This is a genomic window from Mesorhizobium sp. M0060, from assembly GCF_040323155.1.
GTDB lineage: Bacteria > Pseudomonadota > Alphaproteobacteria > Rhizobiales > Rhizobiaceae > Mesorhizobium.
Genome location: NZ_JAMYUP010000017.1, coordinates 20,525 through 46,329, shown reverse-complemented (window position 1 = coordinate 46,329; position 25,805 = coordinate 20,525). Strand labels below are relative to the sequence as shown.

The 25,805-nt window shown below is 60.1% G+C and carries 25 protein-coding genes and 1 pseudogene; 12 read left to right on the top strand and 14 right to left on the bottom strand.

What is annotated here, in order from left to right; genetic code table 11:
• Positions 1 to 2: 2 nt before the first annotated feature.
• The 3 genes from cyoB to cyoD all read left to right on the top strand — a co-directional run bounded on the left by cyoB (position 3) and on the right by cyoD (position 3,072).
• Complete coding sequence (cyoB, locus tag NKJ94_RS18050; RefSeq protein ID WP_352526872.1) at positions 3 to 2,006, top strand: cytochrome o ubiquinol oxidase subunit I; 2,004 nt, start codon at positions 3 to 5, stop codon at positions 2,004 to 2,006.
• Positions 2,007 to 2,074: 68 nt separating this feature from the next.
• Positions 2,075 to 2,674 carry a cytochrome (ubi)quinol oxidase subunit III gene (locus NKJ94_RS18045; RefSeq protein WP_352526946.1) on the top strand — a complete coding sequence of 200 codons (600 nt, stop codon included), beginning with the start codon at positions 2,075 to 2,077 and terminating at the stop codon, positions 2,672 to 2,674.
• Positions 2,671 to 3,072 carry a cytochrome o ubiquinol oxidase subunit IV gene (gene cyoD / locus NKJ94_RS18040; protein WP_352526871.1) on the top strand — a complete coding sequence of 134 codons (402 nt, stop codon included), beginning with the start codon at positions 2,671 to 2,673 and terminating at the stop codon, positions 3,070 to 3,072. Before NKJ94_RS18045 ends, cyoD begins: the two co-directional genes overlap by 4 nt.
• A gap of 108 nt (positions 3,073 to 3,180) precedes the next feature.
• Here the strand turns inward: cyoD and NKJ94_RS18035 are convergent, their stop codons facing one another.
• A complete protein-coding gene (locus tag NKJ94_RS18035) occupies positions 3,181 to 4,785 on the bottom strand; it encodes a glucoamylase family protein (protein ID WP_352526870.1) in 1,605 nt (534 codons plus the stop codon).
• Between the two features lie 431 nt (positions 4,786 to 5,216).
• Here NKJ94_RS18035 and NKJ94_RS18030 point away from each other — a divergent pair, with 431 nt between their 5' ends.
• Positions 5,217 to 5,507 carry a hypothetical protein gene (locus NKJ94_RS18030; RefSeq protein ID WP_352526869.1) on the top strand — a complete coding sequence of 97 codons (291 nt, stop codon included), beginning with the start codon at positions 5,217 to 5,219 and terminating at the stop codon, positions 5,505 to 5,507.
• 201 nt (positions 5,508 to 5,708) lie between these two features.
• Here the strand turns inward: NKJ94_RS18030 and NKJ94_RS18025 are convergent, their stop codons facing one another.
• From NKJ94_RS18025 to NKJ94_RS18005, 5 genes are all read right to left on the bottom strand, one after another.
• Entirely contained in the window at positions 5,709 to 6,065 is a 357-nt protein-coding gene (locus tag NKJ94_RS18025; RefSeq protein WP_352526868.1) for a hypothetical protein, read from the bottom strand.
• 1,003 nt (positions 6,066 to 7,068) lie between these two features.
• Entirely contained in the window at positions 7,069 to 7,986 is a 918-nt protein-coding gene (locus NKJ94_RS18020; protein ID WP_352526867.1) for an NAD-dependent epimerase/dehydratase family protein, read from the bottom strand.
• 48 nt (positions 7,987 to 8,034) lie between these two features.
• Entirely contained in the window at positions 8,035 to 9,063 is a 1,029-nt protein-coding gene (locus NKJ94_RS18015; RefSeq protein WP_352526866.1) for an aldo/keto reductase, read from the bottom strand.
• 65 nt (positions 9,064 to 9,128) lie between these two features.
• A complete protein-coding gene (mgrA, locus tag NKJ94_RS18010; RefSeq protein ID WP_352526865.1) occupies positions 9,129 to 10,154 on the bottom strand; it encodes an L-glyceraldehyde 3-phosphate reductase in 1,026 nt (341 codons plus the stop codon).
• Positions 10,155 to 10,330: 176 nt separating this feature from the next.
• Positions 10,331 to 11,236, bottom strand: a complete 906-nt coding sequence (locus tag NKJ94_RS18005) for a LysR family transcriptional regulator (protein ID WP_352526864.1) — start codon at positions 11,234 to 11,236, stop codon at positions 10,331 to 10,333.
• 135 nt (positions 11,237 to 11,371) lie between these two features.
• On the opposite strand from NKJ94_RS18005, the gene NKJ94_RS18000 reads away from it, so the two are divergent.
• Both NKJ94_RS18000 and NKJ94_RS17995 read left to right on the top strand, forming a co-directional pair.
• On the top strand, positions 11,372 to 11,647 hold the full coding sequence (locus NKJ94_RS18000; RefSeq protein WP_352526945.1) for a LysR substrate-binding domain-containing protein: 276 nt from the start codon (positions 11,372 to 11,374) through the stop codon (positions 11,645 to 11,647).
• Positions 11,648 to 11,756: 109 nt separating this feature from the next.
• Positions 11,757 to 12,575 carry an SDR family NAD(P)-dependent oxidoreductase gene (locus tag NKJ94_RS17995; RefSeq protein WP_352526863.1) on the top strand — a complete coding sequence of 273 codons (819 nt, stop codon included), beginning with the start codon at positions 11,757 to 11,759 and terminating at the stop codon, positions 12,573 to 12,575.
• A gap of 1,270 nt (positions 12,576 to 13,845) precedes the next feature.
• Here NKJ94_RS17995 and NKJ94_RS17990 read toward each other — a convergent pair.
• The 5 genes from NKJ94_RS17990 to NKJ94_RS17970 all read right to left on the bottom strand — a co-directional run bounded on the left by NKJ94_RS17990 (position 13,846) and on the right by NKJ94_RS17970 (position 17,490).
• Positions 13,846 to 14,697, bottom strand: coding sequence for a phosphatase PAP2 family protein (locus NKJ94_RS17990; RefSeq protein WP_352526862.1), 852 nt, complete (start codon positions 14,695 to 14,697; stop codon positions 13,846 to 13,848).
• A gap of 42 nt (positions 14,698 to 14,739) precedes the next feature.
• Positions 14,740 to 15,018, bottom strand: a complete 279-nt coding sequence (locus NKJ94_RS17985; RefSeq protein WP_352526861.1) for a DedA family protein — start codon at positions 15,016 to 15,018, stop codon at positions 14,740 to 14,742.
• Positions 15,019 to 15,053: 35 nt separating this feature from the next.
• Positions 15,054 to 15,605: a phosphatase PAP2 family protein gene (locus NKJ94_RS17980; protein ID WP_352526860.1), complete on the bottom strand. Its 552-nt coding sequence runs from the start codon at positions 15,603 to 15,605 to the stop codon at positions 15,054 to 15,056.
• A 93-nt stretch (positions 15,606 to 15,698) separates the two neighbouring features.
• Entirely contained in the window at positions 15,699 to 16,946 is a 1,248-nt protein-coding gene (locus NKJ94_RS17975; RefSeq protein ID WP_352526859.1) for an MFS transporter, read from the bottom strand.
• Between the two features lies 1 nt (position 16,947).
• A complete protein-coding gene (locus NKJ94_RS17970; protein WP_352526858.1) occupies positions 16,948 to 17,490 on the bottom strand; it encodes a Chromate resistance protein ChrB in 543 nt (180 codons plus the stop codon).
• Between the two features lie 156 nt (positions 17,491 to 17,646).
• Between NKJ94_RS17970 and NKJ94_RS17965 the strand changes: the two genes are divergently transcribed.
• The 5 genes from NKJ94_RS17965 to NKJ94_RS17945 all read left to right on the top strand — a co-directional run bounded on the left by NKJ94_RS17965 (position 17,647) and on the right by NKJ94_RS17945 (position 22,484).
• Positions 17,647 to 17,922: a metal/formaldehyde-sensitive transcriptional repressor gene (locus NKJ94_RS17965; RefSeq protein ID WP_352526857.1), complete on the top strand. Its 276-nt coding sequence runs from the start codon at positions 17,647 to 17,649 to the stop codon at positions 17,920 to 17,922.
• A gap of 16 nt (positions 17,923 to 17,938) precedes the next feature.
• Complete coding sequence (locus tag NKJ94_RS17960; RefSeq protein ID WP_352526856.1) at positions 17,939 to 19,948, top strand: heavy metal translocating P-type ATPase; 2,010 nt, start codon at positions 17,939 to 17,941, stop codon at positions 19,946 to 19,948.
• A 3-nt stretch (positions 19,949 to 19,951) separates the two neighbouring features.
• The gene (locus tag NKJ94_RS17955; protein WP_352526855.1) at positions 19,952 to 20,140 is read left to right on the top strand and encodes a DUF1289 domain-containing protein; all 189 of its coding nucleotides are present in this window, start codon (positions 19,952 to 19,954) and stop codon (positions 20,138 to 20,140) included.
• A gap of 14 nt (positions 20,141 to 20,154) precedes the next feature.
• On the top strand, positions 20,155 to 21,024 hold the full coding sequence (locus tag NKJ94_RS17950; RefSeq protein WP_352526854.1) for an alpha/beta fold hydrolase: 870 nt from the start codon (positions 20,155 to 20,157) through the stop codon (positions 21,022 to 21,024).
• A gap of 62 nt (positions 21,025 to 21,086) precedes the next feature.
• Positions 21,087 to 22,484, top strand: coding sequence for a cation diffusion facilitator family transporter (locus NKJ94_RS17945; RefSeq protein WP_352526853.1), 1,398 nt, complete (start codon positions 21,087 to 21,089; stop codon positions 22,482 to 22,484).
• Positions 22,485 to 22,940: 456 nt separating this feature from the next.
• Here the strand turns inward: NKJ94_RS17945 and NKJ94_RS17940 are convergent, their stop codons facing one another.
• A complete protein-coding gene (locus NKJ94_RS17940; protein ID WP_352526944.1) occupies positions 22,941 to 23,327 on the bottom strand; it encodes a GNAT family N-acetyltransferase in 387 nt (128 codons plus the stop codon).
• A gap of 136 nt (positions 23,328 to 23,463) precedes the next feature.
• Here NKJ94_RS17940 and NKJ94_RS17935 point away from each other — a divergent pair.
• A pseudogene (locus NKJ94_RS17935) lies at positions 23,464 to 23,613 on the top strand (GMC oxidoreductase); the annotation flags it as partial.
• 77 nt (positions 23,614 to 23,690) lie between these two features.
• Here the strand turns inward: NKJ94_RS17935 and NKJ94_RS17930 are convergent.
• Both NKJ94_RS17930 and NKJ94_RS17925 read right to left on the bottom strand, forming a co-directional pair.
• Entirely contained in the window at positions 23,691 to 24,065 is a 375-nt protein-coding gene (locus NKJ94_RS17930; protein WP_352526852.1) for a hypothetical protein, read from the bottom strand.
• A 660-nt stretch (positions 24,066 to 24,725) separates the two neighbouring features.
• Positions 24,726 to 25,184: a hypothetical protein gene (locus NKJ94_RS17925; RefSeq protein ID WP_352526851.1), complete on the bottom strand. Its 459-nt coding sequence runs from the start codon at positions 25,182 to 25,184 to the stop codon at positions 24,726 to 24,728.
• Between the last annotated feature and the right edge of the window lie 621 nt (positions 25,185 to 25,805).

The following is a 25,805-nucleotide window of genomic DNA, read 5'->3' as shown; positions in this document are numbered from 1 at the left end:
GCATGTTGGGAAAACTCAGCTGGGCTGCCATTCCCCTCGACCAGCCGATCCCCCTGATCACGGCCGCCCTGGTGGGCGTGGCGATCATCGGCGTCCTCGCATGGGTGACGCTGAAGGGTTGGTTGCCATACCTCTGGCGCGAGTGGATCACCAGCGTCGATCACAAGCGGATCGGGATCATGTACATCCTGCTCGCGATGGTGATGCTGCTGCGCGGCTTCGCCGATGCGATCATGATGCGGTCGCAACAGGCGCTGGCATTCCAGTCCGAAGGCTACCTGCCGCCCGAGCACTACAACCAGATCTTCTCGGCCCACGGCACGCTGATGATCTTCTTCGTTGTCATGCCGTTCGTGATCGGGCTGATGAACTTCGTCATGCCGCTGCAGCTTGGGATTCGTGACGTGGCGTTCCCGACTCTCAATTCGGTCAGCTTTTGGCTCACCGCCACCGGCGCTTTGCTCGTCAATATCTCGCTGGTGGTGGGCGAGTTCGCGCGCACCGGGTGGCTGCCTTATCCGCCGCTGTCGGAGCTGGCCTACTCGCCCGGCGTCGGCGTCGACTACTATCTTTGGTCGCTCCAGATCTCCGGTGTGGGGACGTTGCTGACCGGCGTCAACTTCGTCACGACGATCCTGAAGATTCGTGCCCCCGGCATGACCTTGATGCGGATGCCGATGTTCTGCTGGACGACGCTCGCCTCCAACCTGCTCATTGTCGCGGCATTTCCCATCCTTACGGCGACCTTGGCGATGCTGCTGCTGGATCGCTATCTGGGCTTCCACTTCTTCACCAACGAAGCCGGCGGCAACGTGATGATGTTCATGAACCTGATCTGGGCGTGGGGACATCCAGAGGTTTACATCCTGATCCTGCCCGCCTTCGGCATATTTTCGGAAGTGATCTCGACCTTTTCCGGCAAGCCGCTGTTCGGCTACCGGTCGATGGTCATGGCGACGATGGCCATTTGCGTACTTTCCTTCACCGTGTGGTTGCACCACTTCTTCACCATGGGGGCCGGCGCCGACGTCAACGCGATTTTCGGTATCGCTTCGATGATCATTGCGGTGCCCACAGGCGTGAAGGTCTTCAACTGGCTCTTCACGATGTATGGTGGCCGGGTCGTCTATTCCCCACCGATGTTGTGGTCGATCGGCTTCATGGTCACATTCGTCATCGGCGGGATGACCGGTGTCCTGATGGCGGTGCCGCCGGCGGACTTCGTCCTGCACAACAGCCTTTTCCTTGTGGCTCATTTCCACAACGTCATCATCGGAGGCGTGCTCTTCGGCGCCTTCGCCGGCTACACCTACTGGTTTCCGAAAGCCTTCGGCTTCCGGCTGCACGAAGGACTCGGCAAGGCCTCGTTCTGGTGCTGGATCGTCGGCTTCTACGTCGCCTTCACGCCGCTTTATGTCGTGGGCCTCATGGGTATGACGCGCCGCATGCAGCACTACGATGTCCCCGAATGGCGTCCCTGGCTGCTGCTCGCGGCCGGCGGTGCGGTCATCATCCTGGCCGGCATAATCCTGCAGATAGCGCAACTCGTCGTCAGCATTCGCCGGCGTGAGGAACTTCGCGACGAGACCGGCGATCCCTGGAATGGACGCTCCCTCGAATGGGCGACATCTTCGCCGCCGCCAGCCTTCAACTTTACGGTCATTCCGCACGTCGATGGCGAGGACGCATACTGGAGCACCAAGCAGCACGCGCGCCAAGAGGGCAGGTTGAGCGAAGAGCCCGCCTATACGGATATCGAGATGCCCAGAAACAGCCCGACAGGCTTCATCTGCGCCTTCTTCGCCACCTTCATGGGATTCGCGCTGATCTGGCACATCTGGTGGATCGTGGCCCTGGCGGCATTGGGCGCGTTCGCAACCTTCGTTGTCTTCGCCTGGCGCGATGAAGTCGAGTATGCGATTCCGGCTGAGGCGGTCGCACGCATCGATCGGGCCAACCGAAGCGCGCGCGGCGAAACGCTCGCGCTATTCGGGACGGCGTCGTGAGCGCGTTCGACGCGACTGTCGGCCAGGACGTCCCGAACCGTATCGGGCGGCATCGGAGCTCGTCGGGTCTGCAACCCACCGCGCGGCATTCGGCGGGTGCGCTAGGGTCGAAACGCATCATCGCAGGCTACGGCTTCTGGATTTTCCTGCTGAGCGACATCGTCATGTTCTCCGCCTTCTTCGCCGCCTACGCAGTGCTGGTCGATGCGACGGCCGGCGGGCCGAGCGGGCAGACGCTGTTCAACGTGGGCAATGTCGGCATCGAGACGGCCTGCCTTCTCCTGTCAAGCTTCACCTGCGGCCTCGCAAGCATCGGCGCCCGGACGCACAACGGATTCTGGTTCTACGGCGCGATGGCCGCGACCTTCATATTGGGGGCTACATTCGTTGGCACCGAAATCCGCGAGTTCACGGGCATGATTGCACTCGGGGCAGGCCCAACGCGAAGCGCGTTCCTCTCGGCCTTCTTTACACTGGTCGGCTGCCATGGCGTGCATGTGACCATCGGCTTGCTGTGGCTGCTTACGATGATGGCGCAGGTGTTCGCCAAGGGATACCGGCCCGACATTCTCAGGCGCATGCTTTGCTTCAGCCTCTTCTGGCATGCCCTGGATATCATTTGGGTCGGATTGTTCACGATGGTGTATTTGATGGGAGTCGCGCAATGAGCCACATCGAACAGGAAAGAGGCCGCGACTACAAGGACACAGCGCCTGGGGACGAGCACCTCGACGGATACGAGGCTTCCGAAGATGTCGGGACTTACCTGATCGGGTTAGGGCTCGCGACGCTGCTCACCCTGGTGTCTTTCTTTATCGCGCGCACTACGCTGGTTTGGGAGCCGAGCATCCCTATCGCACTGGCCGTTCTCGCGATCGCGCAGATGGGCGTTCATCTCGTCTTTTTCCTCCACATCACCACTGGCCCCGACAACGTCAACAACGTCCTGGCGCTTGCCTTTGGTGTGCTGATCGTTCTGCTGGTCATCGTCGGTTCGCTCTGGATCATGGGACATATGAACCACAACATGATGCCCATGGATCAGATCATGCAGATGCAAAGCTGACCGCGGGCGAGGCGGTCGAGATCTATCGCGACAAGCTGCAGGATGCCGGAGCGCGGAGCTGTGCGCCGCGCCTTTGGTGAGGGATACATTGTCCCAACTCGCCCTGCGTCATCCTTCTGATGACATTACAGCGGAGGCGTTCGCCCGCTGAGAAAACCCCAGCCTCGCGAGCCCGGCCCGGATCTCCGGACAGCTCATGAACAGTTGCCACAGGAGCCCGCTCCGGTAGTTCTCGATCATGACCACGATCGGCCCCTGATCGATGGCGAGATAGGAGTCCGCGTACCAATCCATTGCCGGACTGAATGCGTCCCTGAAGCCATATTCCCCCCAGAGCCGGTCGCCCCGCGAAGCGAAGTGGCGTAGCGCGCGCTTGCTCTCTGCCGGGACGTAGGGGAGGGAGCCGATGGCACCGGTCGGAGCAATCACGCCGTGGTCCCGGTCGGGGGCGTGCGCAACGTAGCCGTTGACACTGTCGCTCGCGGTCAGACCCCAACACTCAGCGCTATAGCCGTCGAATTTCTCGGGATTGCGGATGCAATGCGCCTGGTTGATGCGCGTGAAGGCGACGTTCTGGCACCAATAGTCGGCGTAGCGGTCACGAAGCCGCCTTGGGTCGAGCCCCAGGAAAGAATAGTGGGCGAAGAAGAGGGGCCCTCCACGATCGGGTCCGAGAGGGAGCGGGACGCCATCAAAGCTTCGGCCGTTGGCAAAGGCTTGGCCCGCCGTCCAGCCGCGGTGATAAACACTCGGATCGATTGGATACCGTGGCGCCCCTGCCGCGAGGACGAATGTGATCAGGCACTCGTTCCAGCCGTTGATCATATGGTCCATCGCCCACCCGTGCACCGGGCTCCAATGCCAAAAGAGCGAGTCGGAGCCGCGGGTGAACCAGTCCCATTCGACATCCCGCCACAGCGCATCGATGAGGCTGCGCAAGATGCGCTCCTTGGCCTCCGGGCCTCTGAAATACTGCCGCGCCGAAAGAAGCCCCACCATCAAATATGCCGTTTCGACGATGTCGCCGCCGTCGTCGCATTGACTGAACGGAATGGTTCGGCCGCTGTCGCCGTCCATCCAGTGAGGAAAGGCGCCGTGGTGGCGCTCAGCCTCGCCGAGAAAGCACGCCATTGTAATGAGGCGATCGAGAGCAGCTTGCCGGTCGATCCACCCGCGCTCGACGCCAGCAAGTATCGCCATGATGCCGAAGCCGGAACCGCCGGTCGTGACGACATGCGGTGTCGCGTTGCTCCGCTCGCGCGCGAGGCCGCTCGTCGGATGGCCAAAATCCCAGAAATATCGGAGCGTCTGTCGCTGCACGGTGTCGAGGAGCTCTCCCAAACACGTGTCCGGGTGAGGGGCACCGGCGTGCCTGCGTCCGATGGAGATCCTGGGAAGCGTTTCGATGCCGACCGCAATGTGCGCGCCTTTGCCGTCGACGCCGGGGGCATGGGAATTCGGTCCTTGATCGGGAGACTGCCAGTCGCTCTCCGCGCCGAGCGCACGCAATGCCGTATTCGGCAAGCGGCTGTGTGGTGTTGATGTCCTGCCCTTGAACAGGGTGCCAGGGGGATCGAGGCGCCGGGCTTGCGCGTTGCTGAAATCAGAATGCCGATGTTCCGCCAGCGGTCGGCGAGCTTGCGGCAATCGCGTAGCATTGGTTTCGGAGAGCGCGATCGGGTCAGTGTCTGTAAGGAGCGAGTTTATCAACATGGTTTCGCCATCAGAGTTTCGCTTCTTCTGCCCATTATCGGGGGATCGGCTCCTGTTTTGAGATGAGTGTAGTTCCTCGCTGATGAACCACTCCATCGTACGTGGGTAGGCCCGCATCGTATGTGCGTAGGCGGGGATAAGGTGTTGGTCTGAAAGGGCTCATACCTTGGTGTGACGCGCCGACGCCGCGCCAGAATGCCGCTGCCAACTCTAACCAGATCGTTTCCGTGGTTGGCAATTTCGTGGCCCGCTCGACTGCTCGTCTTGTGACAACGCATTCATCGGCGCGGCCATGCTATCAACAAGTTACATCGGTAGTTACGAGATATATATATATATATACCAAACGTATTATACTAATAATGATCGCCTGCCTCCATATCAGTGTTGGCTTCAAAAAGTCAAATATCCTCAAACTGAAGGAGTTTACTATGAAAAGATCGACAACAATACTGGCAACAATCGCTTTGGGTGCAATGCTGGCGACTGGCGCGGCGACGGCCTCGATGGCGCGCGGTGGCGGCGGTCATGGCGGCGGTGGGGGGCACGGTGGGGGCTTTGGCGGTGGCAGCCATGCCGCAGGCTTTGGCGGTGGCGGCGATATGGGCGGCTTTCGCGGTGGCCATCGTGGATTCAGGGGCCGCGGCTATGGTAGTGATTTTTATGGCGACGGCTACTGCGGTTACCCCTACGCGTACAGTCTTTTCCCATACTGTCCGTGATCCGCAACAGCCGCGTCGAATCCGGGCTCCACAGCACCAGTGGGGACCGGATTCGATGTTCGATCGGGCCTGTCTATGAATTCGAACGTGGTCTTGGTCGCTCGAGGACAAGCACGCCCAGTCGAACTCAATGGGGAGCTTTGCGCGGACAGAAGGCTGATTCCCAGCGAAAGTTACGGTCCGTACCTGGTCATTCGATTGTCAAAGCTGTGCTTGGACGGGTCCCCAGCACGCCCTGGACACTCCGGCCGCTTCCTCAATGGTGAGGCCAACGCTGTCCAGCCAGTCCTCAAAGTGGAACGGATCGACGGCCACCGCATACGCGTTGTCGATGGAGGAAGACCACCATTTCTGCGTCTCGGGAGAGGCGAGGGCGAGTTCGCGGCAGTCCCTTCCGCCGCTGGATATTTCCTTGGCGACCCGGCTGAACTGCTCGGTGTGAAGGCCAATCATGGCGTCGTGGGCGTCGAGCGCCACCGGGCTGCCGACGTCAACCAGCTTGCCCTCCAACCAAACTTGATGCTGGGCCGTGGCAGGAAGGCGGAAGGTATCCCTCATTCTATGTAGCCCCGTGGCTGCGTCCCCCTAATCGCAGACCTTCCAAGATGCCGATTTGCTCGGTCGTGGATGGGAGGCAACGGGATTTGCTCACGGCGCGCACAGGCGGGTCCTGGGCCGCGCATATAGTGGAACTCCGGCCTGTAGCGCGGCGCGATGAATTCGCGAACCGCGGATACCAGCTGTGTAACGAGAGCCTGTAATTCCATGGCGCATTCCTTTCCCTGCTCGCAGCGCTATTCGGCGGACCCGACATCACCAGCAATCGCAGATAGATTGGGTGCCTTCGGCGAGGTGCGGATAGTAGATCGCCGCCAAGTCGTACTGGTCTTCGGCGCATCAATTTCGGGACGCGTTAAATGCGGCCGGAGATCATTGGTCGGTTCACCAGAGATTCACTTTGATTTCTCCCCTGTTACTTTAGACAGGCTGCAATTCCATTCCATTGTATGAGGGTCTGAGCTGACTATCTGCTTAGATGGCGAGCCATATACGACGATATGTGCTTGGCACGTTCGGGTATGTCGTCTTAACCAAATCGATTGGCTGCTGGCCCAGTCGATTCGGTATTGTTCTTGGGACCGACAACGCTCGCGCCGGTGACTTTAAGTTCGAGCCGTTCGGAGGATTTGAGCCGGAGTTCCCTGCAGGTCTCGACATGGAATCTGCTTTGGCGTTGCCGAGACACGGTTCGTATGCGCTGAAGCGGGGCGATACTGCCGGCTGCCGCGAGCGAGCAGAACATGAAAATCCGCACTGCCGGGGCATGTGAACTCGATGTTGAGGTGGGGCCGGCAGTCCGGCCCCATTGTGGTGCGATGCGCTGTCCGGTCCTTGGACGGCGCATCTGCGACCTGCTACCTAATTTTGGAAACGGCAGATCATTTGTTGCTCGGGTCATCCGCCGGATTAACATATGTGATCGCAAACGGCCCTTCGCCGTGGACCGAGCGGCCGTCGCTCCGGACGTTGCGACGGAGTCTCAAATGCCGGGACAAAACGCCTAGGATGGACCGGCTACATACTGCCGCCAGTTGTGACGTTCCTTGAATCCCAGGACCTCGCGGATCTTGCGATTGGAGAGCGGAGCCTCCGAGGCCTGCAATTCCCGGGAGAGGGGAGTATTGGGCGCCCATTTGCGCAGGAATTCCGCCGTGGGTTCATATGCGGTGATTTCGTCGTTGACGGCATTGAATACCTGAAAGCCGAGACCGTCCTTGCGGACGCAAAGATCGACGATCTGCCCCAAGTCGCGCGCGTCGATATAGCTCCAGGCATTTCGCTTGCGCGACGGTGGATCAGCCAGAAAGCCGGGGAAGCGCTGATACTCGTGCGGCTCGATGACATTGCCGATGCGCAAGGCGTAGATATCGGCGCCTGAGCGCATGGCAAAGGCGCGGGCGGTCTTCTCGTTGACGACCTTCGACAGGCCGTAGCTGTCCATCGGGTCGACGTCATAGTCTTCCTCGAGCGGGAAGGTCTTGTAATCCTTGTCCCCTTCCGCGAAGCAGACGCCATAGGTGGTTTCGCTCGAGGCGATGATGATCTTGCGGATGCCGAGCTTTGTCGCCGCCTCGATGACATTGTAGGTCGAAACGACATTGGCCTGGAAGGTGACGTTGTCGGGGCGCAACAACAGGGCGGGGATGGCGGCAAAATGCACGACAGCATCCACCGGTGCAGGCCCCTTGCCGGTGGTGAGCCCGCTGCTGTCGAAATGCATCGACAGCGCGTTGAAGGCCTGCCCGCTGTCGGTGAGATCGGTGATCAATGTCCTGACACCGGGATGGGTGAACGGTACCAGATCGAGGTTGAGCACCTCGTGGCCGCGCTCCAGCAGGTAGGGAATAGCATGCCGGCCGGCCTTGCCAGTGCCGCCGGTGAAGATGATGCGCTTGCCTGGTGTATCGGATGCGGACATGCTGAGCCTCCTTTGATGTTTATCGATGCGGTTCGTGTGCCGCCAAAATCAGCGGCCACCCTCGATCTTGCGGTGGCGCTGGCTTATACCGCCCGTTCCATAGGGATATTCCGACATTTCCGGTTTGCTCGCCACATTGAGTTCGGCAATGGTTTCGTCCGTCAGCGTCAGCTTGGCCGCACCGAGATTGTCGGCCAGTTGCTCTCGTGTCCGGGCCCCGAGAATAACCGACGTGACCGCCGGCTGTGCGGCGACCCATGCCAGCGCGACCTGCGCCATGCTCGCCCCAAGCGCTTTTGCGGTATCTTCCACCGCCCCAATCACGTTCCAGGTGATCGGCCTGGCGTTGCGGGCGGCGAACGCTTCCATGCCGCGTTTGGGATTTTCGCCAAGGCGCGTGGCGCCCGCCGGCATCTGGTCGCGCTTGTATTTGCCTGAGAGCCATCCGCCTAGCGGCGACCACGGCAGCAGGCCGATACCGGCGTCGAGCGCGGCCGGCACAAGCTCATGTTCGATGTCGCGGACCAGCAGGCTGTATTGTGGTTGCAGCGTCACGGGTGGCGTGTAGCCATTGGCTTTGGCCAGCCACGCCGCCTTGGTCAGGTGCCAACCCAGTAAGTTGGAGAACCCGTAATAGGCGATCTTGCCGTTGCGGATCGAGTCGTCGAGAAAGCGCAGCCTCTCCTCCAGCGGCGTCAGCGCGTCCCAGGCGTGCATCTGGTAAAGATCAACCTGCTCGACGCCCAGGCGCTTGAGCGAGGCATCGAGCGCTGCCCCAAGATGCTTGCGCGACAGGCCGAGATCGTTCGGTCCTGCGCCCATGGGGAAACGACCCTTGGTGGCGATCACCAGATCCTTGGCGATTCCTGGCTTGCTCTTGAGCCAGCGGCCGATGATTTCCTCTGACACGCCGGCGCTGTAGACGTCGGCCGTATCGATGAAATTGCCGCCGGCCTCGACATAATCATCCATAAGCGCGAACGATGTAGCTTCGTCGGACTCGTGTCCAAAAGTCATGGTGCCGAGGCAATAGGCCGAGACGACGGCGCCGCTATTGCCGAGCTTGCGATAGTCCATGGTCTTGCTCCTTCAGGGATCTCAATCGGGCCTGTCGCGCCGCGGGCCGATGCTATCGTCTCTCCTCAGGCGGCCTTTGATTGAGCTCGCCAGAGGTCGATCCCGCCCTCGGTTGCGTACCTGTCGATTTTGTGGAGTTCCTCGGTATTGAATTCGAGCTTCTCCAAAGCGCCGAGGGAATCATCGAGTTGGGCCACGTTGCGCGCGCCTACCAGCGCGCTCGTTACGCGTGAATCTCGCAAGGTCCACGCGATCGCCATCTGGGCAAGTGTCTGCCCGCGGTCGCTTGCGATCGCGTTCAGTCCGCGGACACGCTCTATGTTCGCATCACTCAGCAACTTTGTGTCGAACGAGCCACCACGCGCTGCACGCGCGCCGTCCGGGACGCCATTCAGATACTTTGATGTCAACAACCCCTGAGCCAACGGCGAAAATGCGATACAGCCGGCACCAAGCTCTTCCAGCGTATCGAGCAACCCATCCTCAATCCAGCGGTTCAGCATGGAGTAGGAGGGTTGGTGGATAAGCAGGGGAATTCCTTCCGCGCGCAGGGCACGCTCGGCTTCCCGAGTGCGATCTGGCCCATAAGATGAAATTCCGACGTAGAGCGCCTTGCCTTGCCGCACCATCTGCACGAGCGCGGCGATGGTTTCCTCGAGCGGAACATCCAATGTCGGGCGGTGGGAATAGAAGATATCGACATATTCGACACCCATTCGCTTCAGGCTCTGTTCGAGCGATGCAAGCAGGTGCTTGCGGGATCCACCCGCCCCATAAGGACCCGGCCACATATCCCAACCGGCTTTCGAGGAGATGATCATCTCGTCGCGGTGGCTCGAAAAGTCCTTTTTGAGGACCAGTCCGAAATTCTCTTCCGCCGACCCGTAAGGCGGACCATAATTGTTCGCCAGGTCGAAATGAGTGACTCCCTTGTCGAAGGCACGCCGGATCACCGAGCGGCCGGTCTCGAAGACATCTTGACCACCGAAGTTCTGCCACAGGCCCAACGAAATCGGCGGGAGCTTCAGCCCCGACCGACCACAGCGGCGATAGGCAATCGCGTCGTATCTCTTGGCATCTGCAACGTACATTCAAGCCTCGTATTTTGCCTTACATGCGCCATTCCGGCCCATCGGCCGCGCAGCATCTGACGGATTGAATAGCATCGTCGATTAATGAATCAATGGGGGAGAGGTAATCGGATCAATGAGCTGTGCTCATTGATGACCATTTTTGATCGTCACGCATGGTCCGACCTCCGCAAAGTTCATTTAAGCGGATTGATATCGCGTATCACCTGTATGAGGGCACTGATCCCGAACGGCAGTTGCCGGCGACTCGAATAGTACAGGGACAATGGTGGGCCGATTGAAGACCATTGCGGCAGTGCCACTTCCAGCCGTCCTGCCGCAAGGTGAGGGCCAGCGAGCTTTTCCAGGCAATAAAACAGACCAATACCGTCGATCGCAGCATTGATGGCGAAAGCCGACTCACTTGATATGAGTGAGCCAGGAACGTCGATCTCGCGCCGATCGTCGCCCTGCTCGAATTCCCATTTGTAAATCTGCCCTCGCCCCGTGCGGATGCGGATACATTGATGGAAATGAAGGTCGTCAGGCGATTCCAGCCGACCGTGGCGCTCGAAGTAGGCCGGTGCACCGACGACCACCCACTTGAGTGGTGGCGTCAATGGAATGGCGATCATGTCCTCCGGTATCGTGCCGCCATATCTGAGACCTGCGTCGAAGCCTTCCGCAGTCACGTCGACGAAGTGATCGTCGACCGCAATCTCCAATTCGATGTTGGGAAAGCGCTGCAGGAAGATCGGCAATGCCGGGCGCAAAAGCAAAATCGACGCATCGCGCAGTACGTTCAACCGCACACTCCCGGCAGTCCCTTCGTGGTGCCCGTGCAGTTCTTCCAGGCCGGAATTGATAAGATCGAGGCCAGCACTCACTTTTTCGGCAAGCGCGCTTCCTGCTGCTGTTGGAGCAACACTTCGGCTTGTCCGGTTTAGCAGCCTTACACCAAGTCGCTCTTCAAGCGCTTTCACCCGGTGGCTGAGTGCTGATGCGGTTACGCCGAGATTGTCCGCCGCCTTTCTAAAACTCCGATACTGTACGATGAGCAGGAATATCGAAAGATCGTACACTTCAGCGCGACTGAGCGACATAACAACTCCCATTATCGAGATCGCCACGGCTTGGGCGTGGTGCAAACAAAAACCTGCCGATGAGGCACTAAGCAGACGACATCGAAATCCTCACGATTGATCCACCATGCCACACAAAAATAACGCCGCCACCCGCTGTCGGATTGGGAGACGTGGAAACTCGTCGACCGCGCCTTTCTGGAGATTGGCATCGAGCGTCGCACAGTCTTCGAGGTCAGCGACCTTGAAACGCTCCTGGAACTGGTTGCCCGCGATCCCGCGATAGCCCTTGTTCCGGAAGCCATCGCCGAAGCACGGCCTATACGCTCAGCATCAACACGATCGCACAAACTGCCGGATATGGCTCATCCCTCTGCCAGGGAAGAACTCGCTCCGGCTCGATGTCCAATCCTCGACCCGCTGTGGCACTGACGCTGAATTGAATAGCGGAGCATATCCCTGTTTCGGTCCACCGTTTCTCAGCGGAATGGATCAGAGATGCCGCAATCTGCGCGCGTCTGCACCGTTTGCAGGAGGTACCATGCGGTTTAAAGGCAAAGACGTTCTCGTGACCGGCGGGAATTCAGGGATAGGCCGCGAGATCGTCCACTATTTCCTGAAAGAGGGAGCCCGGGTGGCGTTCGCAGGTCGCGATCTCGAAAAGGGCCGCGCCGTTGAAGCGGAAGCAAAGGCGATTAAAGGCGAAGCCCGCTTTTTCCCGTGCGATCTGTCGGAGGAACGTCAAGTCGAGGATCTGATCGGCCAAATCGGCCATTGGGGACGGCTGCGGGTTGTTGTCAACAACGCAGGCGCCGGTTCGCGCCGGAGCGGCGTCGAACCAGGCGATCGCCCTGGAGCGAGATGGGACAAGATGCGCGGCGCCAACCTGGACTCCACCTACTTTGTAGCTTCCTACGCCTTGCCGGTGATGCGGGATTCCGGCGGCGGTGCGATTGTCAACATATCGTCCACGGCCACGTTGCACGGCAATTGGGGCCTGTACTGCGTCGCCAAGGCGGCCGTTGAGGCGCTCACACGATCGTTGGCCATCGAAGGTGCGCCGCATAGGATCCGGGCGAATTGCGTCAGTCCTGGCTGGATTGCCACCGAAACCGATGCAGCGGCGCCCGCATCTGGTGCCGGCGACTGGGCTGTGGCGCCAAGCGCGTTCGGCCGGATGGGCACACCGGCCGAAATCGCCGCGGCTGTCGGGTTCCTGGCGAGCGATGAGGCTTCGTTCATCACCGGCCAAACCTTGATTGCCGACGGGGGCCTGTCGATCCTGGATTACACCTCGCTGTCGCTTCTCGAGCAGCGCGGCTCAGTCCTGTTCTCGGGCATGGTCGGCGACACTCCGTGAAGCAGGTCTCAAACTGACCCGAAGATCACACGCCTAACAGCTTGCAACAGTGGAATTGACGCTGGCTCATTTCGCCGGTCAGCCGACCTGAGCTGGTTAAGTGGGCCTCATGGACCTGCGCTCAGTCCACTGCGCTCCGCTTCGTGGCTGTTGGGGGGATCATACGGAACGATACGGAAAGACTTCTGATTTTGGCCAATTGATACATCCTCCGGGCCCACCAAATCCATCGCTTAAGTGTCCTGCCAATGATGGATGGGACGGACTGAGGTCGAAAAGCCAATAAAAATCAAGGGTTAAGGAGACTTCAATTCGCGATGCAGTACCAAATGCAGTACCGCAGATGTTAGCGAATCGCCGTTCCCTGTTTCCACGGGTTGCACGGAATCAGGCGGGACCGACCGTGCGAATGGGATCTCAAGTGGGATGGTTGTGGAGCCACCAGCAAAAAAGTGTCCGAGCCGCGTCAGCGGCTTACTGCTGAGGGTGCCAGTCCAGCTATACAGCCTGTTCCAAGGACTTTCCCTTAGGCGGTTCTTTGACTTGCATCGCTTGAGTGGAGCGGCAGACGACCAGGTCTTTGCGATCCCAACGTTCGAGTTCCTCCAGAGGGTAGGGAACCGCTTTGCCTACCTTGATGAAGGAGGGGTTATGTCAACTGATCCATGCCGATCCGACGAATCTATAGCGCAAGGGTGCTGACTCTCGGAATGGCTGCCGTTAGTTCCTGCCGACTGCCGCGCCGATCTGCACACTGCCGTTGACGTGAAAATTTGCAAAACAGGCGGCAGCGATCATTGGGATCGCGCCACCTCTTAGTCGTTTTCTCGGGCCAGCAGGACTCGCCCATCCCATTCTGCACCCGCCATTCCCATGGTCCGTAAGACGAGCCGTCCTCCGCCGACCGCTCCGGCCAGGACTTGCCTCGGTGCATTCACGTCGGGCTGCGTCGATACCAGCGTGAGGAGTGCGAGGGGATGATAAAGACTCTCCTCGACGACCGACCCGATCCAGATCGGTGAGTTCTGTCGTTCGTGAGCTCGATATCGACCGCCCACACTCGCAGCACGAGGCGTGAACCGGCAGACGTGGCCGCGCTGCTTGGCCGAACAAGAGTCAGGCTCGGAAATCGCCCGCCTGAGAGAGAGGGAACTACGGGAGATTTGATGGACCAACTGATCTCGTGAGCCACGCGAGAGTGGTGCCGGATCCCCAAGCTGTCGATGTTTGCCAACCCTTTGGCAGCAAGGCGTCTTGCAAGCTTTGCAGACTACCGGCCCACTGGAACGTCAGCGGCTCGGCCATCGCGCGCGATGAGGAAGGCGAGGAACCCGTAAAGCACCATATTGATAGTGCTGTGGCCACTGGGGAAAGAAAATGTGCTCCAGCCGGAGTAGAGCAGCTCCCCGGGTCGAGCCCGATGGAGAGCCACTTTGATGGCGGTGTTGAGCGCCGAGGCGCCGGCGATAGCGACAAACCAGTAGATGGCCGTGTGCCATGCGCGCTTCCATGCAAGCCACACGAAGACGGTGACAGTGACCATGATTACCACGGTGGTGTCGCCGAGTTCGGTGACGGCAATCATCATTGCATCGCCGGGTGCGGTGCGAAGATCCTGGAGGGCGCGGTAAATCGCGCCGTCGGCAAGCACCAGCGGGTCACCACTGAGGACGTCTTCAAGGACCCCGAAGAATAGCCACGCCGCGCCGACGAGAAGGACGGTCAATAGGGCGAGAACCCGCGCTTCGGGCCGTGAAGGATCGAGCAGGCTGGCGAGACAGCGACGCAGCCAGGTGTCGCGGGTGTCGGCCCAATTCCGCAACCGTTCCACACTGACGATAAGGAGCGGAACACCGCGGCGCAGCGTCCAGCGTACGATATGCAGGACCACCCAGCCCGTCACAACCAGAACGACCAGCAGGATCGCGAGTGGCTTTGCGGCCGCACCGAGAATGCTGAAAGTCGCGCCAACGAGAACGCCCGGCAGGATATGCGACGGAGCCCAGACGAGCGCCGACGCGATATTGACGGTGTAAAAACCGGCCGACGGACATTCCCAGCATGCCTGCCAGGAGCGGAACGAAAGCGCGGACGCCGGGCGCGAAGCGCGCGAGAAAGACACTTTTGTCGCCATGGCGCGTGAAAAAGGTCTCGCTACGCTGGATCAGGTGGGGTGCCTGTTCAATGGCCAGAGGCCAAGAATCTCGCGATGATACCGATGGCCGAGCCAGAAAGACAGACCATCACCAGCGATGGCGCCCAATGTTGCGGCGCCTAGCAACGGCCAGAGAACCAGCACGCCGCTCGGCACCAGGCTGCTGAGCGCTAGGATCACGGCCGTGCCGGGGACGACGACCCCGATGATGGGGATTGACTCCGAAAGCGCCAGAAGAAACACGGCGAGATAGGCGACATGCGGATGCGCTGTCAGGAACTCAACCATGGATGAGATCACAGACGAGACCATCGCGCGGCGCCCTAGAGAATACTGGTGATGAGACGGTCGATCCGCGTGTCTTCGCGATAGGCCGCGCGGACGATGACGGCGGCAGCGATCCCGGTGAGCGCCCCGCCCAGAACATCGCTGGCGTAATGGGTTCCGATGTAGACGCGCGAAAAGGTGACAACCGCAGCGGCGGCGAGGAATCCGAGCCCGACGCGTCGCATGCCATGCAGAAGGAACGCCGCCGCGATAGCAAAGGTCGCGGTCGCATGGTCAGAGGGAAATGAGGGATCGGCGCTGGATGAAATCAGGCGATGCGTGACGCCGTCGTCATACGGTCGAACCCGGTGAACAAACAGCAAGATGATCTGATTGAGGGCGAGACCCAGAAGGAACGACAGCCCTGCCACGACAAGGACGTGGCGGGTGTGAGGCCGGTCGGTTCGCCGCCACCACTGTACCGCGACAGATAGCACCAGAAGCGGCACGCCGATCGCGGAAATCCAGATCATCAGGAGGTCTACGGCTCCGCTGTGTTCTGACAACGCGTTGATAGCATGGGTTATTGCGGCGTCGAGTTCATACATAGGCAACTCCTTGGATTCGGCCTCCAGTGTTGATGCATGTGCTGGGCTTGGTGGCGATCGATGAGTAAGGACCAGCGGGCTGTTATCGAGGGGTCAAGCATCTGCCCGCTCTCTCAGTCGCCCGCGAATGACAAACAATCCTGCGAGGGTCAGCAGCGTGAAGACAGCGCCCGCGGGGAACGTGCCCTGCGGGCCGGCCATGTCCCACAGCGCGCCAGCGACGACGCTGGCGACGAGCAGCGCGATACCGGTCACCAGATTGAACATGCCGAAAGCGGTCCCGCGCAGCTCGGCCGGCGCGGTCTCGGCGATCAGGGTTGCCAGCAAGCCTTGCGTGAAACCCATATGGAGGCCCCAGAACACGACACCGATGCCGACCCAGACAAGATCGGACGCGAAGGAAAGCGTGAGATCGGCCGCGAGCAGAAGGCCGAGGCCGAGGGCCAGAAGGGTCAGGCGATTGACGCGATCGGACAAAATCCCGATCGGATAGGCCGAGAGCGAATAAGCAAGGCTCATGATCACCAGGACGATCGGGATCAACACCAGCGGCAGGCCGATCGATTGCGCCCGCAAGATGAGAAAGGCTTCGCTAAAACGGGCAAGCGTGAAGACCGCGGCGACCGCCACGACCCACCAATAGGTCGCGCCCAGACGGCGCAGTTCATCGCGGTGCAGCGGCATACGGACACGGCGCTGCTCCTTCGGCCGCTCCGGTTCCTTCACCGCAATCAGGATCAACCCGACGGCCAGGAATGCCGGAATGACCGCGATCCAGAACACAGCCTGAAAATAATCTGCGGTCAGCCACATCAGGCCGATAGCGAGAAGCGGTCCAAGAAAGGCGCCGATCGTATCGAGCGACTGGCGCAAGTCGAAGCTTGCGCCGCGCAGATGCGGCGGGGCGATGTCGGCAACGAGGGCGTCGCGCGGCGCCCCGCGAATGCCCTTGCCGACGCGATCGATAAAGCGGGCGGCTATGAGCCATTCGATCGAGGACGCCAGGGGAAAGATCGGCTTGGTTAGGACCGCCAGGCCATGGCCAAGCGCAGCCAGGAATTTGCGTTTACCGAGCCAATCGCTGAGCGCACCGGAGAAAAGCTTGGTGATCGAGGCGGTGGCCTCGGCGATGCCTTCGATCAGCCCGACAGTCAGAGCCGAGGTGCCGAGCACTGTCACCATATAGATGGGCAAGAGCGCGTGGATCATCTCCGACGAGATGTCCATGAGCATCGAGACGAAGCCGAGGACCCAAACACCGGCAGGAACGCCCTGCCGGGCTCCTGGGGAACCGACGATCTCGGTTGTCACAACGCCTGTTCCGTCGCCCGCGTCGCCCATCTCAGCGGTTCTCGTCGTGGGCGTCGAAGACCCGTTGCGCGTAACCGTCGAGCAAGACCTCACAAGCGCGCAGTCGCTCAGCAGCCTCCTCGGCCAAGGTCGCACCATAGAAATCGAGCTTCTTGATCTTCTCCAGCCAACCCTGGAGCTTCTTCAGGTCGGTGTCTTCCTCTTCGAGCTCGGCATAGGTGAACTTGTTGATCGCGATCTCCTTGGCGATCTCTTTCTCGAAATCGGCACACCGTCCAAGGAACTCGCGATACTGCTCGTCCCGGTCGGCCTTGAAGCGGGCGACGACCTTGTCCTCCTGGGCACGATCGAGAGCGACGGTCTCCAGGATGACGGACTCGCCGCCCATCCCGGAAACGTCGTTCTCCAGCATCTTCAGCCGCCGGACGTGATCGTCTGTCTTCGGCAGCAGGCAGACGCCGTTCTGCAGATAGATAGCACCCATGCCCTTCAGCCGACGCCACAACGCAATGCGCTTGGTGGCCGGTTCGGGCGGCACTTTATAGGTCAGAAGAAGCCAGGATGGAGCAACCATGGATTCATCATAATGCAACGACCGTTACAAATCATCCCCAACGAATGACGTTCGGCTGTCAGGAGGGGGTTGTGCGTGAACAGCCAACTGCCCGGCTGATTCAGTCGCGCTTGATATCATAGGGGGGTATACTATACCTTCAGAAAGGAGATCTGCATGTCGCATACGACCCGCGAGAAGATGAAATTACTGAACCGCGTGCGGCGCATCCGCGGCCAGATGGAAGCCGTCGAGCGGGCGCTCGAGGACGAAAAGGGTTGCGCCGACGTGCTGCAACTGATTGCCGGCGTTCGCGGCGCCATCAACGGCCTGATGGCCGAGGTGGTCGAAGATCACATTCTTCTCCACGTGGCCGACCACGAGCTGGCCCAGGAGCAACGTAACGAAGGCGCCGCCGAACTCATCGATGTCGTGCGCGCCTACCTAAAATAGAACGGAGTTTGTCATCATGGCCGTCCAAGACGCCGCCCATTGCCGAACGCTGGCGGATACCGCCGAAGCTAGCACCACCGCTCCGGCCGCTCACGATCACAATCATGACGGTCACGACCATGATCACGACGATCATGAGCACGGGCGCGATCACGAGCATCCCTTCGAATGGTCGGAGGCCGTGCGCATCGGTCTTGTCGCAATCGCCGCAGCGGCCGTGTGGTTCCGGGTCTGGGAACCATATCCGGCGATCAGCGTGATCGGCATCGTCGGCCTTCTGATTGGTGGCTGGCCGATCCTGAAGGAGGCCTTCGAGAACATTCTTGAACGCCGCATGACCATGGAACTGTCGATGACGATCGCGATCGTCGCGGCGGCGGCCATCGGCGAATTCTTCACCGCGCTCGTCATCACCTTGTTCGTTCTCGTCGCCGAGGTTCTGGAAGGTCTGACCGTCGGCCGTGGCCGCAAAGCGATCCGCGACTTGCTTGAATTCCTGCCGCGCGAGGTGTCTGTTCGCCGGGCCGGTTCGATCAAGTCCGTTTCGGCGGAGGAGCTATCGGTCGGCGATGCCATCCTGGTCGCGCCAGGCGGCCGCATCCCCGTCGACGGAGCCGTACTCTCGGGCCATTCCTTCGTTGATGAATCCCGCATTACCGGCGAATCCATGCCGGTCGAGAAGACGGCTGGCACCCAGGCCTTTGCTGGCTCTATCAACCAATCCGGTGCGCTGGAGGTTAGCGCCGAGCGGATTGGTCGCGACACGAGTTACGGCAAGATCATCGAAGCGGTCGAACGGGCCGAGAAATCCCGCGCGCCCGTCCAGCGTCTCGCTGATCGCCTGGCCGGCTATCTCGTCTATTTTGCGCTTGGCGCAGCCATCCTGACATTTTTGATCACACGCGATATTTACGCGACGATCTCAGTCATCATCGTCGCGGGCGCCTGCGGCATCGCGGCCGGCACGCCGCTCGCTATTCTCGGCGGCATCGGCCGCTCAGCCCGGCTCGGCGCCATTGTCAAAGGCGGCGTGCATCTGGAGACCCTGGGCCATGTCGACACGGTGGTGCTTGACAAGACGGGAACGCTGACTTTCGGGCGTCCAGAGGTGCAGCAGGTCGTACCCGTGGACGGCATCACTGCGGATGCGCTTCTCGACGCCGCGGCCGCGGCCGAGCTGCGCTCCGAGCATCCGCTCGGCAAGGCGATCGTCACCTATGCCCGCAGCCAAGGCCGCAATGTGATCGAGCCAGCGAGTTTCGCCTATACACCGGGCCGGGGAATCGCCGCCAAGGTCGATGACACCACCATTCTGGTCGGCAATCAGGCTTGGATGGCTGACAACGGAATCGACTCGTCGGTCGCCCGTCACCAGGGTACGGATGCAGGTTCGGAAGTGCTCGTGGCCCTAGACGGGCGCCTGCTTGGCTCGATTGCGGTGGCTGACACGGTCCGGCCTGAAGCCAATCGGGCCATTGAAGCCTTGCATCGGATGGGGATCAAAACGATCCTGCTCACCGGGGACGCGCGCCGTGTCGCTGTCGCCGTTGGCGGGGCGCTGGGTATTCAAGACATCGAGGCGGAACTGCTTCCGGAGGACAAGCTGGCGCGTGTCCAGGCGCTGGTCGCGCAAAAACGCATCGTCGCCATGGTCGGCGACGGTGTGAACGATGCCCCTGCATTGGCGCAAGCCAATGTCGGCGTCGCCATGGGCTCTGGCACCGATGTGGCCCAGGAGAGTGCCGACATCGTGCTGCTTGGCAACGATCTTGAGCGCTTCGTCAAGACGCTCGTGGTCGCCAGACGCACGCGCGGCATCATCTGGCAGAACTTCGCCGGCACCATCGGCGTCGACATGATCGGTATCGTGCTGGCCGCCCTCGGTTTCCTCAATCCGCTGCTTGCGGCCGGCATCCATGTCGTCTCGGAACTGGTGTTCATTCTCAACTCGGCCCGTCTGCTGCCGACGCCCGAGAAGACGGTCGCGGCGCCATCCGAACTCAAGCCTGAACCTGGCGAGGTTTGAGTGATGGCTCTGGAATCGCCATGTCTCGATGTCTGCAGGTTCGACCGCAAGGCCGACCTGTGTGCCGGGTGCTTCCGCACCACGGCTGAGATTCGCCAATGGCGGAAGTTCACCGATCACAAGCGTTGCCAGATCCTGGCCGAACGTCGGCGGCGCCAGGCCAAGCTGGCCGCGCGCAAGACGTCCCTTTGACGACGCGTTCACACATGGCGACGCCAAAGACAATACGTTGCAAATGGGAGAGCGGGGAAATCACTCTTGGCAGGGACGAGGCGGGAAGCGGCTCCTCCATCGTCCTCTTGCCGGCCCTGAGCTCGATCTCGACGCGTGCGGAGATGCGACCTCTCCTCAATCTGCTCGCGCCGGAGTTCCGGGCCAGCAGCGTCGACTGGCCCGGGTTCGGCGACCGGGTGCGATCGAGAGACGATTGGTCGCCGGAAATCCTCTCGGCGTTTCTCAACTGGTTTTTTTTGAGCGAGATCGTATCGCCGCCCCATGCGGTCATCGCCGCTGGCCATGCTGCGACTTACGCCCTTCACCAAGCCGCCTATAAGCCCGGCACGATCAGCCGCCTCGTTCTGATCGCGCCTACTTGGCGAGGGCCGTTGCCGACGATGATGGGCGGCCAAGGCCCTTGGTTCGCCCGTATCCGTGCCGCTATCGACAACCCCGTCACCGGCCCACTGTTTTACCGCCTCAATGTCAGCCGGCTCATCATAGGGAAAATGGCGCGCGAGCATGTCTATAGCGATCCCAATTGGCTGGGCGGCGATCGCCTTGCCGCCAAGATCGCCGTCGCCCGCGCTCCGGGCGCGCGACATGCTTCGGTTCGCTTTGTCAGCGGCGGTCTCGACCGGGTCGACAGTCGCGGGGCCTCCCTCGATCTCGCCCGGCGCTCGGATGTGCCCATCCTCGTCGTCTATGGCGATGAGACTCCCCGGAAGTCACGCACCGAGATGGACGCGCTGGCCGAACTTCCTAATGTCCAGGTCAAACGGTTGGCGAAGGGCAAGCTGGCGATCCACGAGGAATGTCCTAACGCGGTCGCCGCTGCGGTGCAGTCATTCCTGAGCTGACAGTTCGGGAGGTGCGGTGCCTAAAACGCCACCTTCGCAATCGATGCCTCTCCGAGAACGGAATGAACATCATGCAAAAAGAAATGAACATCATGCAAAAAGAAAAAGAACGCGTCGCCCTGGTTTCGATGCTGTCGAGCGCTGTCCTGGCCATCGGAAAATTCGTGATCGGGTCTCTGACCGGCAGTATCGGCCTGATTTCCGAGGGCGTTCATTCATCGTCCGATTTCGTTGCAACGCTAATCACCTGGTGCGCGGTTCGTGTCAGCGATAAGCCGGCGGATGACGACCACCATTTCGGCCATGGCAAGATGGAGAGCATGGCTGCGCTCTTTGAAGTTTTGCTGCTCTTCGGCGCAGCGGGATGGATTGCCTTGGAGGCGGGAAGGCGTCTGTTGGGCGAGCCGCAGGTCATTGAGGCCGCCCCGATTGCCATCGCTGTCCTGGTGGTGTCGATCATTGTCGATTTCTGGCGGGTCCGAGCACTGCGCAAGGTTGCCAAAGCCACGGGCAGTCCGGCGCTGGAGGCGGACGCCCTGCATTTCCTGTCCGACATGCTCGCATCCGGCGTGGTTTTGATTGGGATGGTCTTCGTTACCTTCGGGTACATGTCGGCGGATGCCATCGCGGCACTGATCGTTGCCTGCTTCATTCTGACGGCGGCGGTAAAGCTCGGGCGGCGATCTTTTGATGCCTTGGTCGATACGGCACCGGACGGCGCCGGCAGCGTCCTTTCGTCGATGCTTGGTGACATTCCGGACGTCCTCGCCGTCGAGCGCGTCCGGGTGCGCACGGCAGGCGCAATCCTCTTTGTTGAGCTCGCCATCGCTGTCAGCCGGACGCTGCCGCTTGGGCGGGTGGCGGCGGTCAAAGCTGACATCATCAACGCTGTGCAACGAGAGTTTCGGAACGCTGAAGTGACCGTGATTGCCGAACCACGTTCCGCCAATGATGAGACCATCGAAGCGCGTATCCGGGTGATCGCGGCCAATCGCGGCGTCGCGATGCATCGCTTGACCATTCAGCGCGTAGAGAAGCAGCTTTCAGTCAGTCTCGATATTGAGGTGAAGGCCGAACTCAGCATCGATAAAGCGCACTCGATCGCCAGTGGTCTGGAGGCCGCACTCCGTGATGAACTAGGACCGGAGACAGAAATTGATACGCATATCGAACCGATGGCAGCGAACTGGCTCGAGGGGAGGGATGTTTCCGATGATCAGCACCGCGCTCTGGAGTTGGCCCTCGCGATCGCGGCGCAACAATCAGACGCCCTCCAGGATGTTCATGACGTTCGGATTCGGGCAACCGAGCTTGGCCTTATTGTGAACTTCCATTGCCACGTGCCCGCCGACATGCCGGTTATGGAAGCTCATCGAACTGTTGACGAGGTAGAAAGGCGGATTCGCTCGGACCATCCAGCAGTCGCGCGCGTCATCGGTCATGCCGAACCTGCGCTATAGCTGTGGGGCCTACAGCTAAGCATCGGGCGAGATTTCGCTGAGCTGAACCGTCAGAATAAGCGTGACCGCCGTAAGTAAACTGACCAGAATACCATCGCTCGGTCGAAGGTCGTACAATCGCTCACCCATCTCCATTCAAATGCCTTTGCCCAACTCGATTTCGACGTCGCGTTGAAATTTCGTCTAGCGCAGTGTTGGACATTGCCAACCCGCGACGGGGGCGGAACCAGCTGCGCGGTGCTGGGATGCCTATGGCATATTCGCCCGGAACTGGTACTGCGTCACCCCTGACTTGCTCGATGGCGGCCACGGCAGCTTTGGCCTGCCGCCCGCCACATCGATGATCGGTTTCCTCGAAAGGCGTTGACTGACAGACAGCGAGTCGTTGGGCTTGCCCGCTCTGGCCAACCTTCGCAGACCCGATTTACGATCCTGACCGGGTTGCAATAGGTCGAATCAACCGAAAGCTTGGCTGGCCACGGCGAACTGTTTCATGATCCAGCTGCATGGCGAAACTCGACCTCGAACCATCCGCGTCACGGGACCCCAATCGGCAAGGCCTTGCCCCTCCAGCCAGGGAACAGGACCGGTCTGAGCGCCCTCGATGTCAATTCTGACAAATCCTTTCGCGGTCGAAATCAGCGACGCGATCAGGCCTTTTGCCTGGACTTCCGACGAGGCGGCGACGGGGCCGATCAGTTCGCCGCGGCCGAAATTTCGGCGGAACCCGTAACCCATGATGCGGCCAGCATCCATAACGATGATGCCGCTGCCATCCTGAAGGAGGCGTTCCAGCAACTGGGTTCGCTCGAGACCGGTCGCCTCTTTTTCGACTGCGCGCAAGGCAGCCAGGCGCAACCGTGGGCGCCGCCGAAGAGACCTGGGAATTCAGCGATTTGAAAGGTCGAGTCTATTCCGGCTCAGGGCATCTCATGGGCACGCTTCGAATGGCTAAGGATTCGAAGTTGGTGTCGTCGATTCGAACTGCCGCTCGTTCGATCACAGCAACCTCTTTGTCGCGGGCGCCGGTGTCTTCTCGACGGGCGCGCCGACCAATCCGACGGTCACCATTGCGACGCTGGCACTTCGGACTGCAAAGGCGATCGAACAGCGGCTTGCGAGTGGATAGGTCGATTTGATCGCCCTTTAACTTCAATCGTGCCACATTGTCTTCTTCGCTCAGCTGCACCGATCAGTCAGCCGGAGTTACGGTGAAGTCATCAAATACACGTGACTGTCGCCCTTCGACCACAAGCCAACACGCCCGGTCACCGCTTCAGGCAGTGTGTCCTGGAGGTAGAGCTTGCTGTCGACATAGCCTTCGACCTTGGTGCCCGCAATACGTACCTTCAGCTGGTGCCATTCATGGGTTGGGGTTGGGGTATTCTTGACCCAGGTCACCGACGAGCGTTTCCCCTTCTCGAACTTCCATAGGACAAGATTGTTCTCCAGAGGATTGGCGCGAATCGTGAGATAGTCGCCATTGGGCTTCAGGTTGAACAATATCCTTGCGCCCTGGTCGATACGGCCGCTGATGCCTTCGAAGCGGACGGTGATTTCTCCATCGCGGAAATCCGACACGCCCTCAAGAACCGCATAGGGGAAGTATGCATAGGCCTGGACGCGGTCGAGAAACTCCGCATACCGCTCCCCATAGAGCGCCCGCGCCTTGTCGGCGAGGGCAAGATGGAAAAGTCCTTACTGTCGGGAGTGATCCCGCCGGTTAACAAACGCGACATCGAGGCGATCATTACGGCAGTAAAGGCCGCGGCGTGAGCCTGCAATTACGGCGTTGTGCACACCCTTGGGACGACCCTCGCACAGGGCCGCGCAGCCCGTTGCTAGTTGTCCGTGGTCGCCTTCCTGCTGATTTGCCAGATCCGCGTTAATCCTCTCAATTTAACATAATGAATATTGTCGACCTAGCTGATATCATTGTATAAATGTCAAGTTCCATAAGATAGATTATGCGACTTTCACCAGTAAAAGTAAATATTTCTCAGTTATTCCAAGTATGCATGGCTCGCGTCTCAACCTCTTTGACAGTTCCATGGAGAATCCATATCAAGTGTTGTGACAGTCACTCCCACTCTAAGTATCGATGCGACGGATCTATATTACTTACTATCACCTCATCGCCCGATAAACCTGGACGGAACACTCTGAACGCTTCTGTAACGCCGACGTCCGGCGCCCCGGTCAGACCATATCGCCCTTTGCTCGCCTGCCCTCTCGGCGCACTCACTTGTGCGGCATGCAATAGACTCCCTCGGATTCCATCAGTACCGCGCCACCCTTCAACTCGCTCAGTGCGCCGACCCACGCTTCCGAATACGTGCGGCTGGCATCCACGGCCGTCAGCCATAGAACCCGGTTGTCGGCCAGTTCGACTTTAACTTCCTGCTGCAAAGGGCTTGCCTGCACAGTCTGTTGATAGTGGCGTTTGATCCTGACATTGCTGGCCGGGAACTCAGCTTCGTTGCTGCCGTAGTTCAGCACAAATCCGGTGTGGCCCTCAGCCACCGAGCAACTGCCATCACGCTCACACACGATTTTGGCAGCGGTCTTGCAGTCCCATTTCAGTGAAGCGGGCCACATCGGATTGTCCACGCTTGATCGCGGCCTGTCGCTCTGACCAGCCGCCGTCAACACTGCGCCTGTGTTCATAATCATAGTGGACAGGAGAAGCGCCTTGAACACTACAAACCTCCCTGAATTGTGGTCCTCACAGTCCTCGTCCTGCGTGATGGCTTGGCTTATGGCATGTTGGGATTGAACCAGCTTTTCTGGCGCATGCCGTTCGCGTCGTCATACTCGATAAACCAGGGCTCTCCGCGTATCGGTCGAGCGATGGTGTAGTAGGTTGGGCCATTACCCAGGGAATGCCCTTTGTCGTTGCCACTTGTCTGGATTTTTGCCGTCACCACCTTACCTTCGATTTCGATTTGGACCTGTCGTGATCCGTCTCCATCACGTCCGCCGAGGCCGCTGTTTTTGAGAACGACGGTAACGTGAGTCTGTCGGAGCTGATGCGGCAGATGTTCCGTTCTTGCCCCATTCCGGGCCGGTCGGAGTTGGCACCAACTGCTTGCCAGCCAAGCGGACAATCCTCATACTTCTCAAATTTCGCGGCGCTGGAGTTGGCTTGCGGACAGGTCGGCCAGTTAAAACCCGGGGCTTCCATCGCCGCAATCAACTTGTAGATTGGCGGGTGGCAAGAAGGAGTGCCTGCCAATCACCGGACAGACAGAGGAGCACCTGACAGCCCCATTCCGATGCCTGTGATTGGGATGGGAGAGCCGCGGCGCCCGCGACGGCGGC